Origin of the sequence: Magnetospirillum sp. XM-1, assembly GCF_001511835.1 — a bacterium.
Classification (GTDB): domain Bacteria; phylum Pseudomonadota; class Alphaproteobacteria; order Rhodospirillales; family Magnetospirillaceae; genus Phaeospirillum.
Genome location: NZ_LN997848.1, coordinates 4637501 through 4653316, shown reverse-complemented (window position 1 = coordinate 4653316; position 15816 = coordinate 4637501). Strand labels below are relative to the sequence as shown.

Annotated in this window: 17 protein-coding genes (1 of these 17 running past the window's edge); 2 read left to right on the top strand and 15 right to left on the bottom strand. The window is 65.4% G+C overall.

The features are described from left to right. Positions 1 to 16: 16 nt before the first annotated feature. The 13 genes from XM1_RS21275 to XM1_RS21220 form a co-directional block, all read right to left on the bottom strand. Positions 17 to 1114, bottom strand: a complete 1098-nt coding sequence (locus tag XM1_RS21275; protein ID WP_082700648.1) for a tyrosine-type recombinase/integrase — start codon at positions 1112 to 1114, stop codon at positions 17 to 19. Next, positions 1111 to 1353 carry an AlpA family transcriptional regulator gene (locus tag XM1_RS24730; protein WP_068437019.1) on the bottom strand — a complete coding sequence of 81 codons (243 nt, stop codon included), beginning with the start codon at positions 1351 to 1353 and terminating at the stop codon, positions 1111 to 1113. Before XM1_RS24730 ends, XM1_RS21275 begins: the two co-directional genes overlap by 4 nt. 328 nt (positions 1354 to 1681) lie before the next feature. Further along, the gene (locus XM1_RS21265; protein ID WP_197603095.1) at positions 1682 to 2935 is read right to left on the bottom strand and encodes a phosphoadenosine phosphosulfate reductase family protein; all 1254 of its coding nucleotides are present in this window, start codon (positions 2933 to 2935) and stop codon (positions 1682 to 1684) included. Beyond that, positions 2925 to 3410 carry an ASCH domain-containing protein gene (locus XM1_RS21260; RefSeq protein ID WP_068437016.1) on the bottom strand — a complete coding sequence of 162 codons (486 nt, stop codon included), beginning with the start codon at positions 3408 to 3410 and terminating at the stop codon, positions 2925 to 2927. The genes XM1_RS21265 and XM1_RS21260 overlap by 11 nt, the downstream gene beginning before the upstream one ends. A 17-nt stretch (positions 3411 to 3427) precedes the next feature. Further along, the gene (locus tag XM1_RS24615; protein WP_172821954.1) at positions 3428 to 3646 is read right to left on the bottom strand and encodes a hypothetical protein; all 219 of its coding nucleotides are present in this window, start codon (positions 3644 to 3646) and stop codon (positions 3428 to 3430) included. A gap of 13 nt (positions 3647 to 3659) precedes the next feature. Beyond that, positions 3660 to 3857 carry a Lar family restriction alleviation protein gene (locus tag XM1_RS21255; RefSeq protein WP_068437014.1) on the bottom strand — a complete coding sequence of 66 codons (198 nt, stop codon included), beginning with the start codon at positions 3855 to 3857 and terminating at the stop codon, positions 3660 to 3662. Positions 3858 to 4019: 162 nt separating this feature from the next. Next, positions 4020 to 5147 (bottom strand): RNA-directed DNA polymerase, encoded by a 1128-nt coding sequence (locus tag XM1_RS21250; RefSeq protein WP_068437012.1) that lies wholly within the window; start codon positions 5145 to 5147, stop codon positions 4020 to 4022. A 284-nt stretch (positions 5148 to 5431) separates the two neighbouring features. Next, the gene (locus tag XM1_RS21245) at positions 5432 to 5785 is read right to left on the bottom strand and encodes a four helix bundle protein (protein ID WP_068437010.1); all 354 of its coding nucleotides are present in this window, start codon (positions 5783 to 5785) and stop codon (positions 5432 to 5434) included. 59 nt (positions 5786 to 5844) lie between these two features. After that, a complete protein-coding gene (locus XM1_RS21240) occupies positions 5845 to 6390 on the bottom strand; it encodes a DUF1566 domain-containing protein (protein ID WP_172821953.1) in 546 nt (181 codons plus the stop codon). 57 nt (positions 6391 to 6447) lie between these two features. Beyond that, positions 6448 to 6999 carry a DUF1566 domain-containing protein gene (locus tag XM1_RS21235; protein WP_068437007.1) on the bottom strand — a complete coding sequence of 184 codons (552 nt, stop codon included), beginning with the start codon at positions 6997 to 6999 and terminating at the stop codon, positions 6448 to 6450. Then, entirely contained in the window at positions 6992 to 9160 is a 2169-nt protein-coding gene (locus tag XM1_RS21230) for a DNA cytosine methyltransferase (RefSeq protein ID WP_082700645.1), read from the bottom strand. The genes XM1_RS21235 and XM1_RS21230 overlap by 8 nt, the downstream gene beginning before the upstream one ends. After that, positions 9157 to 9672: a VVA0879 family protein gene (locus XM1_RS21225; protein WP_068437005.1), complete on the bottom strand. Its 516-nt coding sequence runs from the start codon at positions 9670 to 9672 to the stop codon at positions 9157 to 9159. Before XM1_RS21225 ends, XM1_RS21230 begins: the two co-directional genes overlap by 4 nt. A gap of 1 nt (position 9673) precedes the next feature. After that, entirely contained in the window at positions 9674 to 9916 is a 243-nt protein-coding gene (locus XM1_RS21220) for a TraR/DksA C4-type zinc finger protein (RefSeq protein WP_172821952.1), read from the bottom strand. On the opposite strand from XM1_RS21220, the gene XM1_RS24345 reads away from it, so the two are divergent. Further along, on the top strand, positions 9909 to 11420 hold the full coding sequence (locus XM1_RS24345; RefSeq protein WP_068437001.1) for a hypothetical protein: 1512 nt from the start codon (positions 9909 to 9911) through the stop codon (positions 11418 to 11420). The two genes, XM1_RS21220 and XM1_RS24345, sit on opposite strands and share 8 nt — an antisense overlap. Before the next feature lie 893 nt (positions 11421 to 12313). Here XM1_RS24345 and XM1_RS21210 read toward each other — a convergent pair. Next, entirely contained in the window at positions 12314 to 13468 is a 1155-nt protein-coding gene (locus tag XM1_RS21210; protein WP_068436999.1) for a hypothetical protein, read from the bottom strand. A 223-nt stretch (positions 13469 to 13691) separates the two neighbouring features. Between XM1_RS21210 and XM1_RS21205 the strand changes: the two genes are divergently transcribed. Further along, positions 13692 to 14429 (top strand): proteasome-type protease, encoded by a 738-nt coding sequence (locus XM1_RS21205; RefSeq protein ID WP_068436998.1) that lies wholly within the window; start codon positions 13692 to 13694, stop codon positions 14427 to 14429. Positions 14430 to 14551: 122 nt separating this feature from the next. On the opposite strand, the gene XM1_RS21200 is transcribed toward XM1_RS21205, so the two are convergent. Next, positions 14552 to 15816, bottom strand: the 3' portion of a protein-coding gene (locus XM1_RS21200; RefSeq protein WP_068436996.1) for a peptidoglycan DD-metalloendopeptidase family protein. Its footprint extends 124 nt past the window's final position; only the last 1265 of its 1389 coding nucleotides appear in the window; the start codon falls outside the window, past its right edge; its stop codon occupies positions 14552 to 14554.

Below are 15816 nucleotides of genomic sequence, written 5' to 3'. Positions count from 1 at the left end.
TTCGGTGGCCGTCCGTTCACTGATCGGACCCGTTTCTACCATCGGTAGCTTGCGCCGTCGCCTTGGCCAGCCGCTTCTGATCCGCCCGGCGTCCGTAATGGGCGATCATTTCCAGCGTCTTGTGGCCGGTGATCGCCGCGACCTGTTGCGGGTTGTGGCCGTTCTCGACTAGGCGAATGGTGGCGTTCTTGCGCAGGCCATGGAAGGGCAGGCGCGGGCACTCGACGCGGTGCTGCTCGCGGTTCCAGATCGTGCCGAAGCCGTCCTCGGTGTAGGGCTGGCCGTTCTCGCGGGCGACGATGGTCAAGGGGGTGGCCGCCTGCAGCTTGCGCTTGGTCCGCTCGACGACGCGCGCGGCCTGTTCCTTGCGGGTGCGCTCCAGTTCGACGCGAAGGACCGGGGAGATCGGCAGCCACAGCTCGGCGCCGGTCTTGGCCTGCTTGACCATGATGCCGCCGTCCGAGGTCAGCGCGTCCCAGCGCATGGACAGCACGTCGGCACGGCGCTGTCCGGTCTCCAGCGCCAGAAAGAAGGCGATGCGTGCCGCGCCACGGCTCTTGTTGGAGAACTTTTCCAGCGCGGCTTCCGGCCACGGCAGCCAGCCATCGGAGTCGACCTTCAGCGGCTTGATCTTGCTGGCCGGGTTGGCGGCCAGCAACTCGGTATCGACGGCGAAGGCGAGCAGAGTCTTGAGCACCCGAAGGGCGCTATTGGCCTTCACCGGCTGGGCGGCCAGGCTGTCGCGATAGGAGCGAACCACCTTCTTGGTGATCCCGATCAGCGGCACGTTGCGCCACCTCTCGCGCATGGGCTCGATATGGCGCCTGTACTCGGCCTTGGTGGAGGTCCGCAGGTTATGGCTGAACTCGGGCGAGACGTAGTAGGTTTCCACCAGAGCGCCGAAGGTATCGGCGCCGGGCTTCGGGGTGGGCTTGACCTCCGCCGCCTCGTGCAGGCGCTGGTACTCGGCCAGAAACTCGGCCGAACCGGGTTCGCCCTTGATCGGATGGCGCCGGCCGTCGCGCCGATAGTAGTGGCGCATGCGGCCGTGGCGGTCCCGGTAGGCGTGAAGATAGGGCAGGTCGATCCGCCCCATGTCGGTAGTCTCCATCATCGGCTTTGCTGGATAGCGGCCAGCGCCATCGCCTCGGCGGCGGCGATGTCACGTTGTGATTGAGACTCGGCGGAGGCCATGCCGTCAAGATGGTGTACGGCGTCACCGTCAAGCGCCTTGTCCAACTCGCGGAGATCCCAAACCATCCGGCGTCCGTCCTGGTGCGGCTGGGGGAACTGCCCGGCCTTCACCCTGTCGTCGAAGGTGTTGGGCGACAAGCCGCAATAATAGGCGGCCATATCCCGGTCCATTCGACGGGGAAGCGCGGCTACGGGCCAATTGCGAGGCGGCTTGGGCATGGCGATATCGTCAGAGATTTGGCGTTGGAGAGGTGAAGCGGTTACGGGTTAGGACAGTCCGCCGCCTTGTCGAGCATCTTTGCCGTAGCGGGTCGCTGGTGGAGGAGGTCGGCGCCATCGAGCAGAGCTTCGATTTCCCAATCGACTTCTTCGACGGATACCGCTTCCCCTGCTGCCCGGCGGGATTTGATTCGGCGTAGCCGTTCGGCTGGTCCCAGGATGCGATACAGGGGTGGATGTCCCATGATTTCCTCACAATTTCATCTGTCTAAACAAGCAGGTGTTGAATGGTGCCGTCGGCGAAGTACGCCGGCAGCGGGGTGTCGGCGGTCGGTTCGTCGCCATCCCAGCCATCCGGCCAGGTCTTGGCGGCGATCAGCTCGCGGATGCGGGCCTCCTCTTTGGCGTCGAGCAGGTCGAGGCGCGGGCGGCCGAGCCGGACGGCGGCGGCGTTTACCTCGGCCTGGATGGTCAAGACGCGGTCGAGGCCCATCAGGCGGGCCGGAAAGGTCAGCGGACCCATGCGCTGCTGGTTCTTGGCCAGGGTGCCGTCCTGACGGCGCTCGCCGCCCGGCTGGCGCAGGCGATTCCTGGCCATGCGCAGTTCACGGTAGAGCGGCTTCAGGCCCTTCAGCGGCGCCAGATAGGCCCATGACGGATTATGCAGGATGGTATCCAGCGCCATGTCCTTGGCGGCCAGGGGGCAGCCGATGCAGCCGGTGCGGGCGTTGATCTCCTCCGCCTCGTCTCCGCCATAGGCGTCAGCGATCATGGCGGTGGACCAGTCGCCGAACTGCGGCTGGGGTGCCCAGTGCTTCAGCCACTCCCACACATGGCAGACCCTCCAGTGGAGCAGCGGAGCCAGGGTGGCGATGCGGCCCCGTACGCCCTTGGCCTCGGGGAGCGTCTTCTGGTACCAGCCCTGGCCGCACTCGGCGCCGTCCTTGCTGCAGCTCATCTCGATGCGGCGATCACGCATGGCGGACTCGCCCTGGCGGACGCCGGTGATCATCAGGAACGGCTTCGGGGCGGCGGCGCCGTCCAGGTCAGGACCACCGTTATGGTTTCGCTCGATCTCGTCGAGCTTGCACGCCACTGCCTCGCCCATGGGGTCGATCTTGATCTGGCGGGTACACCAGCGCAGCGTGTTGTTATTGGGTGGCGGCACGCCCCGGCCGAGGATGTAGACGAAGAACCGCTTGTCGAGCGGGGCGCGGACCACATGGACCTCGATTCCCCGGTCCCGCAGCTCGTCCATGATCTGCAGGGCGGCGATGGCCAGAGGCGTCAGTTCCATGCGGGTGTCGGCGTAGAACACGGTGAACGACATCGGCGCCGGAATCTTCCCGGTGTCGATCAGCCAGCAGATCAGCGTCACGGTGGCGCTGGAATCCTTGCCGCCCGACCACGCCATGCCCCAGTGGTCATGATCATGGGCATAGGCCAGCAGCGACTGCACCGTCAGTTCGATGCTTTCGGTCATCTGCAGCCGCTGGCTGCCGGCGAAGAGATCAGCCGCCATGGATCTCATCCCACTCCCACCAGCCCTGTTTCCCCTTGGCGGGGATCGGCGTGGCCAAGGGCTGAACATCGGTCAGCAGCCACGCCCAGCGGCCGGGGGTGTAATCTCCAAAGTGGTCGGTCTTGAGGGTCAAGTACTGCGGGCCGGTGCCCCGCCGCTGGACAACCTGCCCGCCATCTCCGAGTTGATACGCCCCGGTCAGCACAGCGGTGGCGACGGCGGCGCCAAGCGGGAGAAGGGACCAGTTCAGGCCATCGAATCCGGCATCGTCGAGAGCGTTGCAGATCGGCTCCCATGCGGGGTCGTTGGCCCGGTACATCTCCATGTAAATCTTGACCGGATCGCGCACCGCCGCGTGGATGGCGATGCGCTGGCCGATCAACTTGGCCGGCGGTGGAAAGCTGCGCGTCTCGAACGTCTTCGCGCCGATGGCGATCAGCGAGGCCCAGGGCTGGTGCAGGGTGATGGCGCGCATGGTCTTGCTCCTCAACTTCAGGTATGGGGCAAGTGTTCGGCAGGAGCGGGCATCGTGTCCCAATCCGGGCGGGCATCCATGTTTCCGTGCCAGTTTTTCCATTCGCTCCAGCAGTTGTTGCACATAGTTGTTTCGGCGAAGTCATCATCGCCCGGATAAACCCTTAGTTCTGTCCGGTTATCGTGGCCGCAGTATTCGGGTTCGCAGAGGTCGCAGACATACAGGATGCGGGTCATGTCTCGGTTTCCTTCAGTTGCCCGTGCGCTGGTTCCACCGCTTCGCGGCAATGGATTTCTGTTCGGCGCGGCGGTCGCTGGTGTGGGCGCCGCATCCGCCGACCTCTTCGTCATCATCGCAATAGACGTAGTAGTCGCCGATCCCATTGGACCGGATAACTGGGGCGGTGTTGCCGCAAAACGGGCAAGGCTTAAGCGTCTGGGTGGTCATGGTCTGATCCTCAGTAAGGCAGTGGTTCGTGGTGCGGGCACGGGGCGGTCTGCGGATGGCCATCCAGGCAGACATGGTCCCGGGCGGTGGAGTTGATACAGTCGCGGCACTGAGGCGGCGGATCGGCCGGCGGAGTGGTGCCGTCGTGCTGTTCGGGCGTGGTCATGGCGCGGTCCTCGGCGTGGAGATGTGGCGGGCGCCCACCTTGGTCAGGTCGGCGGCCACCCAGTGGCGGCGCCGGAGCGCGATCCGGGCGAGCGCGATGATCTGGTTGCGGCTGCCGCCGTGGCGGAACAGGCCGAGATAGCTGTTGCAGGACGGCATGAAGTCCTCGGCCGGGATCTCCATCAGCCGGCGCAGGGCGGCGCGGTGGGTTCTGGGGCGGCCCTGGCGGCGGTGCGGACGGATGACGTGGCCGACGAAATCGACGCCCTTGGCGACCGGCGCCACGAAGGTCTTGTGCTCGGCGAGCCGCAGGCCGATGCCGGACAGGTGGTCCCGGATGGCATCTGCGGCGGCCAGCAGCGCCTTGGGCTCGGGGTGGATCAGGACCATGTCATCGACGTAGCGGACGTAGTGGCGCATGCCGAGGCGTCGCTTGATCATCTGATCCAGGCTGTCCAGGTAGACGTTGGCGAAGAACTGGCTGGACAGGTTGCCGATGGGCAAGCCGATGCCGGGCGGTGCCTGGAACAGGCTTTTGTGCGGCGGAACCAGGGCCAGGGTTCCGGCGCCGTCCTTGACGATGGCGTCCCGGCGCACGTCCTGGAACACCAGCTTGCGGCACAATTCCAGCATGGTGGTGTCCTTGATCCGGAGGGCCAGCATGGCGAACAGGTCGGCGTGGCGGATCGAGCCGAAGAAATTGGCGATGTCGGCTTTCAGATAGAAGGCCGGCTTGCTCCAGTTCTCGGTGGCCGAGCGTAGGTGGCGGTGCAGGCGCTCGGCGCCGTACAGCGTGCCGCGTCCCTTGATGCAGGCGCAGGAATCGGCGATGAACGCCGGCTCGAACAGCGGGTTGACGGCGCGATAGACCAGGTGGTGGACGATGCGGTCGCGGAACTGGGCGGCCCACACCTCGCGCGGCCGGGGGCGGGTGATGGCGAAGACGGTCGCCGGTCCCGGCATCCAGGTGCCGGCCTGCAGCTCGGCCAGCAGGTCCATCAGGTTGTTTTCCAGCGCCATCTCGAAGTCCAGGGCGGAAGCCGTGTTGCGCTTGTGGCGCCGGCAGTCGTAATAGGCCTCGAAAAGCTGGGACACGGTGATGTCTGACGGCTGTTGCGTGATCATGTGCGGACGGCTCGGACCCGGTTTCTGTTGTTCTTGTTGTTGTTGTTCTGGTTGCCGTTGTTGAAGTTCTGCAGCCAGGCGTAGCCGGACCAAGTCCTGTCGGGGGTGTATAGGCCGGGCCGGCGATTGGGCTTCCCCATCGACGCCGGCCGAGCTGCGCCGGGACGCGCGGGGGAGCACCCGCCGTATCCCATTGGCGCCTGGAGCGACCCCGTATGCATCGGGAGGGGCCGCTACCCCGACCAAATGATGCGCACGGGCGCGAAGGCCTTGACCTTCGGGCATCAGGCGCTCCTCGCGTATTTCAGCCATGCCGTCGCCTGCTTGCCGACGCCGGTCGTCAGTTCCACCGTGTCCCCGAATTGCTTGGGGGAGATCAGGTGAAGGTCCTTGGACAGGCGCAGTTGCAAGCGCAGCACCTCCAGGTGTTCGCGCATCCTCTCGATGTGCGGCACCTTGGCCGGGCCGGTGACGCAGTTGGCGCGGAAGATCTCCACCGCCATCTGCTGGCCCTCGGTCAGGATCTCGCGGGCCAGAACCTGCCGGTAGTTGCGGGGATACTGTCCCGTCAGCTTCGCCAGAAGCTGGACCAGGGCGTATGTCTCGCGGTAGATGGGCAGTTCAGTGGCCAGCGCCATGCAAAACCTCCTCCAGGCATCACCCGGCCGCCGAAGCGGCCGGATAAAGGGTTAAAGGGCTAAAGAAGACATTTGCGGACGGCTCGGACCCGGTAACTGATGCCCTTGCCGCTGTCGTGGCTCTGGTCGCCGTTGAAGAAGTCCTGCAGCCAGGCGTAGCCGGAGCTGTACTGGGTGCTGGTCCAGTACCATTCCTGCCGGAAGGCTTCGGGGCTGCCCTCCTGGAACACCTCGGCCAGGCTCTGCGCCGGAGTGATGCCGGCCCGGGGCATGGCGGTGGCGCGCAGCCCGGTCATCTGGTCCAGCGCCGGGATGTGCCAGCCGCCGACGCCGTCGATTTCGAGGTCCAGGATCGTCTGGGCGATCTCCGAGCCGGCTTCCGCCATCGCCCGGGTATTGGCGAGGCCGTCGAGCAGCGAGCAGGCGCCGGGCACGTCCCGGAGCTTCTTCAGCCACGGAACGGGGTCGAAGTCGCCAACCTCAGCACGCGACACGACGAGACCGGCCAGGGCGCCGTTTTCGTCGATATACCGGGCTCCGAGGAATCCCCCTTCCATCGGCGTTCCGATGGCGGGAGTGATGATGGCGGGGGTGATCAGGCTCATTCGGATCTCCATGGTGCGTGTGGGAAGGCCCGGCCGCCGGAGCGGCCGGTAAAAGGATCAGGGGGTGAAGGGGAGGCATTTGCGGACGGCTCGGACCCGGTCTCTGCTGTCCTTGAGGCCGTAGTTGGTCTGGGTGCCGTCGTAGAAGGTCTGCAGCCAGGCGTAGCCGGGGCTGTCCTGGGTGCTGGTCCAGTGCCACGCCGCCTCGAAGGCCTCGGCGCCGCCCTCCTGGAACGCCTCGACCGCCGTCTGTGCGGGATTGCCGCCGGACAGCGGCATCAGGTTGCGCATCAGGGTCTGCATGTCGTCCAGGCTGCCCAGGTGCCAGTCGTCAAACCCGCCAATGCGCAGGGCGGCGCAGAAGGCGGCGGCCGGGTGATCGTCATCGGCGATGTCGCGGGTGTTGGCGAGGCCGTCGACGAACGACAGCGCGCCGGGGCTGGCGGTCATGGTGGTCTTCCAGGCCAGGACGGCTTCGCCCTCGGCCTTGGGCGACACGATGATCCACGCGCCGTCGCGGGACACGCCGCCGAAGAACCCACCGGCCATGGGGGTGCCGATGGCGGGAACGGGGATGATGAGCCCGGAAATGGGCGCGGTATCAGGCATGGTTGCTCTCCTGGTTGTGAACGGGGTTGTTGACGGACAGGGCGATTGACAGCTCGTGCCGAAGGCGTTCGGCCGGGGGCATCACCCAGATGGGAGTGTTGGACAGCACGAAGGTGTGACCGCTCCAGGCCAGCAGCAGGGTGTGGGCCATGGTGCTGGCGATGGCCTGGGCGGCGGCCGAGGGGACGGCGTTGCCGATGCATTCCCGGTGGCGGGAATCGCTGGTGCCGGCCAGCATCCAGGGCTCGGGCTTGCGGCGCTGCCAGATCCTGGCGCCGCCCTCGGTCTCGACCGGCTCAAACTCTTCGTCCGGGTCGAACATGGTCTGCAGCGCGGCCAGTTCCAGGGTGGTGAAGGGCCGGTGCCATGTGTTGTCCTCGGCGAGGATGACGCAGGCCAGGCGCTCGTCCAGCGCCGGCAGGCGGGGGTCGGCCACCGACCACTTGCCGTTGTCGTGGCAGGCATTGGCGTTGACCGACCCGGCCGGGGCCTCGTAGGGCAACACGCCGTACATGCCGGCGGTCAAGTAGGCCTCGCGGCCGTCCTTGAGGTAGGACGGGCGGGGGTCCGCTACGCTCATGGCCCCGGAGGTGAAGCCATGGCCGGCGGATGACGATCCGGTGATGGCGCCGACGTGATCGTCATAGGGCGTCACCCGCAGCTTGCTTCGGTGAGCATTGGGGTTCCAGTCACACCGAGGATCCGCTACGGCAAAGGCGCCCTGGCCGGTAGTGCTGCCGGAAATGACGGTGCGGGCGGCCTCGCCGTAGGGCGTCACCGCGTATTTGGAATGGCCGCTGTCCATGGGCCTGGGGTCGGCGACCGCCAGTCCGCCGGCGGATGGGGACTGCCCGCCGGTGACCGCATTGCTGTGATCATCGAAGCGGACCACGCGATAGACATTGTTATGGGTGGCGGCGCCGATTCCCGCGCGAGGATCGGCCACGGCGTACTTGCCGCCGCCCACCGCCGACTGGCTGCTGACCGCCCCCGACGGTTCATCCCACCGGCGTATGCCGAGCTGCGAGTATTCCGCCATGCCGGTGGGGCGGGGGTCCGCCACGCTGAACGCCCCGTTGAGGGGAAAGCCCCGGCTGGTGACGGTGCAGGCGGTGTCGGCCCAGCGCGACAGGCCGAGGGCGCCCCGCCGCAAGTCCTCTTCGGCCCGGGGATCGGCGACGGCGAAGCGACCGTTGGTGGGGAACGATTCCCCGCACACCGCGCCGGTGGCAGTAGGCCAGCCCATCACGCCGAAGGCGCCATTGCGAAACTCGCGCTCGGGCACGATGCCATAATCCCGCAGCATGCCGTCCTCGACGGCCAGGCGGTTAAGGCTGCGCCAGTCCTTGCCGGCCTGGACGAAGGCGAGGCGGACCCAGGTCTTCCACTGCAGGGACGGAATGCGGTGCATGGGGCCGGCGCACGGATCGCCGGGCATGGGCAGGCGGTCCAACACGTCGCCCACGCCCCTGAGCCGCTTCTTGGGCGGCTCGTACAGGAAGGGCGGCACCTTCGCCATGTGGCGGGCGACCATCAGGAAGCGCTTGCGGCTTTGCGACAGGCCGCCGATCTCGCCGCAATCGTGGGCGGTCTCCTCGACGGCGTAGCCATGGGCGCGGAACAGAGCCTTGATCTGGTCGAGGAGGTGGCGGCCCCTGTTGGCGATGCGCGGGACGTTCTCGAAGATCCACAACTCGGGCGGATCGTCCTTGAAGGCCTCCAGCGTCAGCCAGACGCCGCGCAGGGTCAGGCCGTTCAGCGCCTGATACTTGGCGCTGGCGCTGCGGCTTTCCGCCAGCAGGCCGCTGAAGCCCTTGCAGGGCATGGAGGTGAAGACGATATGCGGGAACTCGCCGCCGGCCGAGCGGCGGATATCGTCCGGGGTGGCCTCTCGCCATCCAGCCGGCGGTTCCTTGCCGTGGAAGGCGCGATATTGCTCGGCGCTGAACAGGTCGAGCAGGGTGCCATTGACCCCGGCCAAGCGGTTGAAATCGGTGATGGCCAGGGGGTCGTGATCGACGCCGCCGATGCAGCGCATGCGGGCCAGCAGGTTGCCGACGCGGGCGGAGCCCATGTTGAAGCCCCGAGCCCCAGGGCCGCCTCCGCAGCAGACGTGGTAGTGGCGGATCTCGACTTGCGTCACGGCGGTGGTGAGGTTCATCGCGCAGCACCCTCCGCCGAAGCATCATCCAGGGTGCGAACCGCGTTCGCCGCCTGCGCCTGGGTCGTTCCCATGGCGCGGGTCTTCTTCATGGTGACGGTGGTGGTCATGGTGACGGTGGTGACGTTCATGCCTTCGACCTCGGCCAGCAGGTCCGCCGCTTCTTCGGGCGAGGCGGGCTCGAAGGCGGGGACGATGCCGTCGCCGGTTTCGACCTCCAGGGCGTGGATTTTGAGCAGCCCTCCCAGGGTCCAGTCGCAGCCTCGCGCGGCGTTGAAGCGGCCCTCGCAGCTGAAGTAGACGTAGCCGTCCACCTTGTCGGTGGGAACTTTCGACAACGCGACCATGCTGGCCATGCTCTGGACATGTCCGCAGCTGGGGCACTTGAAGGCGTAGTGGTTGCTGTTGGGCATGCCCTGGGCGGCCAGTTCACCCTGGAACTGGGCGTAGGAGACGCGGCGGGTCTGGGGGCAGTCCCTGCGGCTGAGGGCGCGTTGAGACGGGGTGTCCATGTCAGTCCTCTCCGTTGATGCGGGATCGCCTGGCCTGCGCGTCCGCCTCGCGGGCGCAGGCGCCGCACAGGCGGGCGGTGGGGATGATCTCCAGGCGTCCGGCCTCGATCCCGAAACCGCATTCGGTGCAGATCCCGGTGCTGGGGATGCCGCTGGCCTCGGACGTCCGCCGAGCCCGTTCAATGGCGTCGGCGAGGCGGTATTCGGCGATCAGGGTGGCGCGGTCGGCGTCGTCCATGATCATGCCGCCTTGGGCATGGCAGGCGGCCAAGGTATTGCTTAACCCGGAGATACTGCCCGAAGCGGCACACGACCTGTTTCGGCAGATTCCGGCCATCGACGACGAAACCAGGAACAACATCAGCAAGGTCGATGTCTGCTTCGATTACGACCGGGAACGTGGCGACCCGATCGTTGCGAATATCCATGCCGTCATTCAAAGACGGGCGTGGTCCCTGGTATCACGCATGCGTTACGTACATCGGGAATTCAAGAAAAGCAAAAATCCGCAGGAAATCGCCAAGACTCTTAAGATTGACCTGAAGACCGTTAAGCAGCTTCTCCGAGGAAGAGAAGCGCTCCACATCGCCATTCATGGAAATGTGTGGGCTGAGGATGAGAAGGCGATACTATACAGTGACGATTACGTCGATCATGAACCGTTCCTCAGAGCCGTGCTTTCACAAAGCGTAGAGCGCCATTTTGGGCAGCCCATGTTCTTTGATGACGGACGACCTAATCGATTTGGCTTTGGCTATCTCGACCAAATGGTCGGTGTCGTCGCCCGACATACCTTGATCGCCCAACGCAGGGAAACCGACGATAAATTCTCCAAGGGAGATTCGATCGAGGACTATCTCAGGCGTACCTGGCCAATTGGCGAGCGAGTGAATGATGTCGGTCCGAGTCCAGGAAAGGATCCGGACCTCTTCGACCTGAACAGGCCGGCCGGTGGCCCATCGCTGTACACGCCGCCTAATAAGGAAGTCGACGGCGGAAAGCGCCACCCGAAGCCGATCCCAAGTGCTGAGCTGCTTGACGGGCAACCGGAGCTTCCGATAACCCCGGCATCGCATAAGGACATCCCACTTGATGGTCCCGAGGATAGCGTGAACGGCAACCACGTGAAGCCAGAAACGCCACCCCCAGCGATATCGGCTCACCCGCCGCCAGCGGATCAAACATCGCTGACGTCGGCTTCTGTGGATATCTCCGACGCGGAAAAGCCGGACACGGCTTTGCCTTCTCAAATGCCACCAGTTCAAAAACCCAAGCCGCTTTTGCTTCTCGAAGATATTCGGTGCCTTCGTGACGACGATCGGCTGGAGCAGCTGACTTATGAATTGGCGCAACTCAGCGCGGGGAAAAACAACCTAACCTCGTTCAGGCTGTCTTTGTTCATGCTCATGCGGGCGTTGCTGGAATGGGCCCTCGTTTACCACTACGATCAGATCAAGCTTCCGTGCCGAGATGACAAGGGCCAGCATTTCCCCATAGGAAAATTGGTTGGTATGGCGAGTACGCGCACCGACGTCTTTCCGGACAACAAAAAGCTCTCCGAACGAGCGGGTACCATCGCGTCGCATTGGCTCAAAGACCTGCACTGGAATTCCCATAACGATATGGGCAACTGGAGTTTTGAGCGTCTGCAGAACATAGCGGGCGATTTACGCCCTATCCTAAGGTTCATTCTCATGGATGCGGTCTATGACGATTCACCTGAGAAAGAAGCAAAAGGTGATTCCTGAGCGTGGCTCAGAGCCACCCGCACGCTCACAACGCAATTGATGGCGCTTGGTGGCTTGTCTTGCCAGGATAGTGCAGAGCGGCTTGCAGGGACTGCACCTCTTTTCGGCGCTACTGCCGAGGCCTCGCCTCAAATTCAAGCAGAAGAGCGCCAACCGTGGGAGCATGGTTCCGCCAGTGACTTGGCACCGCGCTAGGCGAGTCCGGCCGCCAGATGTGGAATTCGGGCGCGAGGCGTTCCCGCAAGGCCAACACTTGGTCGACCACATCGACAAGTCGCTTCGATAGATCATCTGGATAATCTGCGGTAAGGGCTCGAAACGCCCGCCATTGGATCGTGGCGCTGAGCGGCCCGGGCCATGACCCATCGCAGAGACCAGAAATGCCGTCCAGCGCGTCGGTGAGGTGTCGACGACCAGCGCCGAGATTCGGCGATCCGCGGTGTTTGGCTCTTGAAGGATCGAATGCTGAAGCCCCCAGGGGCTTCGCCCCTCTCGGCCCCCCTGGGGCCGTTCACCCCAGCGCTTCCCAGGTTCACCCCGGCCCGCTACAGGCCATTCAGCGCCACCGTGCTCAAACTCCGGGGCATCCACGCCTGTGGCGCGGAGCCTCCCCTCCGTTCTCCGCGCGCCGTCGCCGTCTGTCCTTGCGCGGCTCCGAGGTTCACCAGCGAGCGCAACATCAGAACGAGAAGCCTTCTATTTGCGCTGAGGGCGGGGAAGGGTAAAGCTCCAATCGAGAGGTATGGTGGGTACGCGCTGTCTCACCTCAATCGTTGCTAGCATGCGGGTAGGTTGCTACGTTGGGGATGCTCCCGAGTGTTATATTTATGCTTGGGTCTAAAATGGGAGCTGGATGTCGGAGGTTCGAATCCTCTCGCCCCGACCAATCTTTCCTACAGGAACACCTTGCTGGTCGGCCAGCCGTGCGGCTGGACCATATTCGGCCGGCTGGCGCCGAAGGGGGCGCCGGAAAACAGGCCGAAGCCCAGCGACGCCGCCCGCTTGATGTCCTGGCCCGACGACGTGTTCCACAGGCACAGGTCCAGCCCGACGCCGCGCACCTCGTGGGCCACCACCGACAACAGGGCGTAGAGCGCCGAATGGGTGAAGGCCGCCTGCTTGGCCTGGGCTTCGTTGAAGCACAGATGGCTGACGCCGCATTCCTTGAGGAACTTCGCCATCTCGGGTTCGGGGAAGATGCGCACCCCCACCCTGGCGCCTCCGGCCAGGACGGCGCGAATGGCGTCGCGCAGCCGTGACCGGCTGGCGGAATTCACCGCCCCGCTCAGTTCGACCATCAGCCCTCCGGGGCAGAACGCGGTCAGATGGCGGATCTCGGTGGTCACCACGTGGTAGTCGGCCATGGTGTGGTCGTTCAGCGCCTGGGGCATGATCACCAGGCCCTGGTTGGTGGGCGCGGCCGCCACGGCGTGCCGGAGATTGGCGTTGCGCTCGCGGGCCAGCGGGTCCTGCTCGCCCGCCAGCTGGACCGCGTCGTCCAGCAGTTCGTGGCCCTGGAAGTGGCGCCGGGTCATGGCGCGGTTGCCGATGATCGCCTGGGTCGCGGCGTCCCAGACCGGCTGGAATATCACCTGCAGATTGACTGTGGCATGACGCTCGTGGGTGTCGAGGACCATGTCCATGGCGGGCAGGGCGGCGGCCGCCGGACGATGCTTCAGACGGTCCAGCGGCAGGACCTGGACGGTGACGTTGATATGGTCCGACGACTGGCCGAACAGGCGCTCCTTGATCTCGCGCGAGATGGCCGTGGCCTTGATCATCCCCTCGGTGTCGCTGAGGCCGGGGAACACCAGCATGTATTTGCCCGTTTCCAGCGGAACGCAGGCGTCTTCCGGCGACAGGCGGCGCTGGATGATGTGCTCGGCGATGGACAGGGCCTTGGGCAGCGCCGCGCCCAGGCCGGAACCCTGGGCGTCGGGCAGCACGCTGACCAGATGGATGCGGCCGAAGCTGCCGTGGCCTCCACGGTCCAGCATGGTTCTGATGATGGCCTCGAAGGCTTCCCGATCGGTGAAATGTTCCGTCATGGTGGGGGGCTTTCCATGTCCTTCGCGCAATGATACCGGAATGCTTCGGGCGACAAAATACGGCCCACTACTAATGTATAGGCCCCGGACTGCTTGGGCGGCGGGCACCCTTTGCCCAGGAAATAGGCGTCGCCGCCACCCGGCGCCAGGAGAATCCCTCTTTCCGGGGCTGGCCCGTCTTTTGCGTCGCCCCTGGTCCGATGGATTGCCAGGGGGGGAGACCGTGAGTTATTGCCTGGGCATCCGGCTGAAGGCCGGAATGGTGTTCGTTTCCGATTCAAGGACCAATGCCGGCGTGGACAGCGTCGCCACCTTCCGCAAGTCCTTCGTGTTCGACGGGGCCGAGGACCGGGTGGTCGTCATCCTCACCGCCGGCAATCTGGCCATCACCCAGTCGGTGATCAGCCTGCTGGAGGAGCGCCTGCACGGCCCCGACCGCACCCGCTCGCTCTACGGCGTCAAATCCATGTACGAGGTGGCCCGCCTGGTGGGAGACACCCTGCGCGAAATCCACGCCACCGACGGGGCGCATCTGAAATCCCACGGCGCCGATTTCGTGGCGTCGCTGATCGTCGGCGGACAGATTCAGGGCCGGCGCATGCGGCTGTTCAACGTCTACGCCGCCGGCAACTTCATCGAGGCCTCGGACGAGACCCCCTATTTCCAGATCGGCGAGACCAAGTACGGCAAGCCGATCATCGAACGGGTGATCAACGTCGACACCTCGCTGGAGGAGGCGACCAAATGCGCCCTGGTGTCCTTCGACTCGACCATCAAGAGCAACATCTCGGTGGCGCCGCCCTTGGACGTCACCCTGGTGCCCGCCGACCTCTGCCGCGCCTCGGTGCGCTATCGCGTGCTGGATAACGACCCCTATTTCCTGGGCTTGCGCCGCAGCTGGGGCGAGGGGCTGCGCAAGCTGTTCACCCAGCTGCCCGATCCCGACTGGGCGGGATCCTGAGTCAAGCCGGGGCTTCCGCCCCGCTCCCCGACCGGGAGGCAGGCCTCCCGGACCCTCTTTTCATTTCACGCAATAAAGGGAGGTTCGCCTCCGAGCGGGTTTGGGCGGCAGCCCAAGTGATCCTAATTGGCCTTGGCCTGAATCGGCTTGCCGGGATTGAGCGCGATGTGGGCGCCCGACGGAATCTGCGCCATCAGCAGGTCGGTGGCGCGCTTGTGGGTCTGATAGCGGTCCATGTCGCGCCCCGCCAGCTTGATGCCGGTGGGCACCTTGATGGACAGCGGGTTGACCTGGGCATTGCCCTGCAGCACCTCGTAATGCAGGTGCGGACCGGTGGAGCGGCCGGTGGAGCCGACGAAGCCGATGATCTGGCCCTGCATCACGCGGCGCCCCGTGTGGACGCCCTGGGCGATGCGCTGCATGTGGGCGTAGGCGGTGGCGAAGCCGTTGCCGTGGCGGATGCGCACGTAATTGCCATAGGCGCCATTGGGGCCGGCCATCTCCACCGAGCCGTCGCCGGCCGCCATGATGGGGGTGCCGGGCGGCACGCCGAAATCGACGCCCTTGTGCATCTTGGAGAAGCCCAGGATGGGGTGGTGGCGCAGGCCGAAGCCCGAGGTGATCTTGGCGCCGTCCACCGGCGTCTTCAGCAGGGCCTTCTTGGCGCTTTCGCCCTTGCCGTTGAAGAAGTCCGAGGCCCCCGAGCCGTCCTCGAAGCGGTACAGCGTGATCTCGGCGCCCGACAGGTCCAGACCGGCAAAGAGGATGTCGCCGCTTTTGACCAGCTTGCCCTTGGTGTCGTACCAGCCCTCGAACAGCACCTCGAAGGTGTCGCCCGCCTGGATGTCGCGCTGGAAGTCGACGTCGTAGCTCAGCACCCGGATCATGTTGATGATCACCTGGGCGGGAATGCCGGCGGCGGTGGCGCTTTCGAACAGGCTCGACTTGATCTTGCCCGAGTAGTGGGCCACCTGCCGGCTGACCTGGCGCTTTTCCTCGCGGCCCAGGAAGCCGCCCTTGGGGTTGCGCCGCACCTGGATCTCGCGAATGGGATCGGCGGCCAGCCCCACCTGGGAGAACTCGCCCTGGCCGAAGCCCCAGGGTGCGGGGTCGAAGGTGACGGTCACCTTCTGTCCGGCCTTGAGGTCGCGGGGGTCGAACACCTTGATCAGGGCGTCGACCACCTGGGTGGCCTCGGCCGAGGCGATGCCGGCGCGGCCCAGCAGGCTCATCAGCGTCTCGCCCGATCCCACCTGTAACATATGGTCGATGGGCCGGCGCGAGCGGTCCTCCAGCTCGCCGTCGGTGAGTTCGGGCAGCGGCTGGGCGCTGCCCTCGTTCTCCAGATCAACATAAGTGGCCGGCGACGAGTCCAGGGGGGCGCCGG

Bases quoted from the DNA above. Each gene is read 5' to 3' on its own strand.
- XM1_RS21235 (WP_068437007.1), bottom strand. From the start codon at position 6,999: ATGCCTGATACCGCGCCCATTTCCGGGCTCATCATCCCCGTTCCCGCC.
- XM1_RS21210 (WP_068436999.1), bottom strand. From the start codon at position 13,468: ATGACGGAACATTTCACCGATCGGGAAGCCTTCGAGGCCATCATCAGA.
- XM1_RS24345 (WP_068437001.1), top strand. From the start codon at position 9,909: ATGATCATGCCGCCTTGGGCATGGCAGGCGGCCAAGGTATTGCTTAAC.
- XM1_RS21240 (WP_172821953.1), bottom strand. From the start codon at position 6,390: ATGAGCCTGATCACCCCCGCCATCATCACTCCCGCCATCGGAACGCCG.
- XM1_RS21265 (WP_197603095.1), bottom strand. From the start codon at position 2,935: ATGGCGGCTGATCTCTTCGCCGGCAGCCAGCGGCTGCAGATGACCGAA.
- XM1_RS21230 (WP_082700645.1), bottom strand. From the start codon at position 9,160: ATGAACCTCACCACCGCCGTGACGCAAGTCGAGATCCGCCACTACCAC.
- XM1_RS24615 (WP_172821954.1), bottom strand. From the start codon at position 3,646: ATGACCCGCATCCTGTATGTCTGCGACCTCTGCGAACCCGAATACTGC.
- XM1_RS21220 (WP_172821952.1), bottom strand. From the start codon at position 9,916: ATGATCATGGACGACGCCGACCGCGCCACCCTGATCGCCGAATACCGC.
- XM1_RS21260 (WP_068437016.1), bottom strand. From the start codon at position 3,410: ATGCGCGCCATCACCCTGCACCAGCCCTGGGCCTCGCTGATCGCCATC.
- XM1_RS21245 (WP_068437010.1), bottom strand. From the start codon at position 5,785: ATGGCGCTGGCCACTGAACTGCCCATCTACCGCGAGACATACGCCCTG.
- XM1_RS21225 (WP_068437005.1), bottom strand. From the start codon at position 9,672: ATGGACACCCCGTCTCAACGCGCCCTCAGCCGCAGGGACTGCCCCCAG.
- XM1_RS24730 (WP_068437019.1), bottom strand. From the start codon at position 1,353: ATGGCCGCCTATTATTGCGGCTTGTCGCCCAACACCTTCGACGACAGG.
- XM1_RS21255 (WP_068437014.1), bottom strand. From the start codon at position 3,857: ATGACCACCCAGACGCTTAAGCCTTGCCCGTTTTGCGGCAACACCGCC.
- XM1_RS21275 (WP_082700648.1), bottom strand. From the start codon at position 1,114: ATGATGGAGACTACCGACATGGGGCGGATCGACCTGCCCTATCTTCAC.
- XM1_RS21250 (WP_068437012.1), bottom strand. From the start codon at position 5,147: ATGATCACGCAACAGCCGTCAGACATCACCGTGTCCCAGCTTTTCGAG.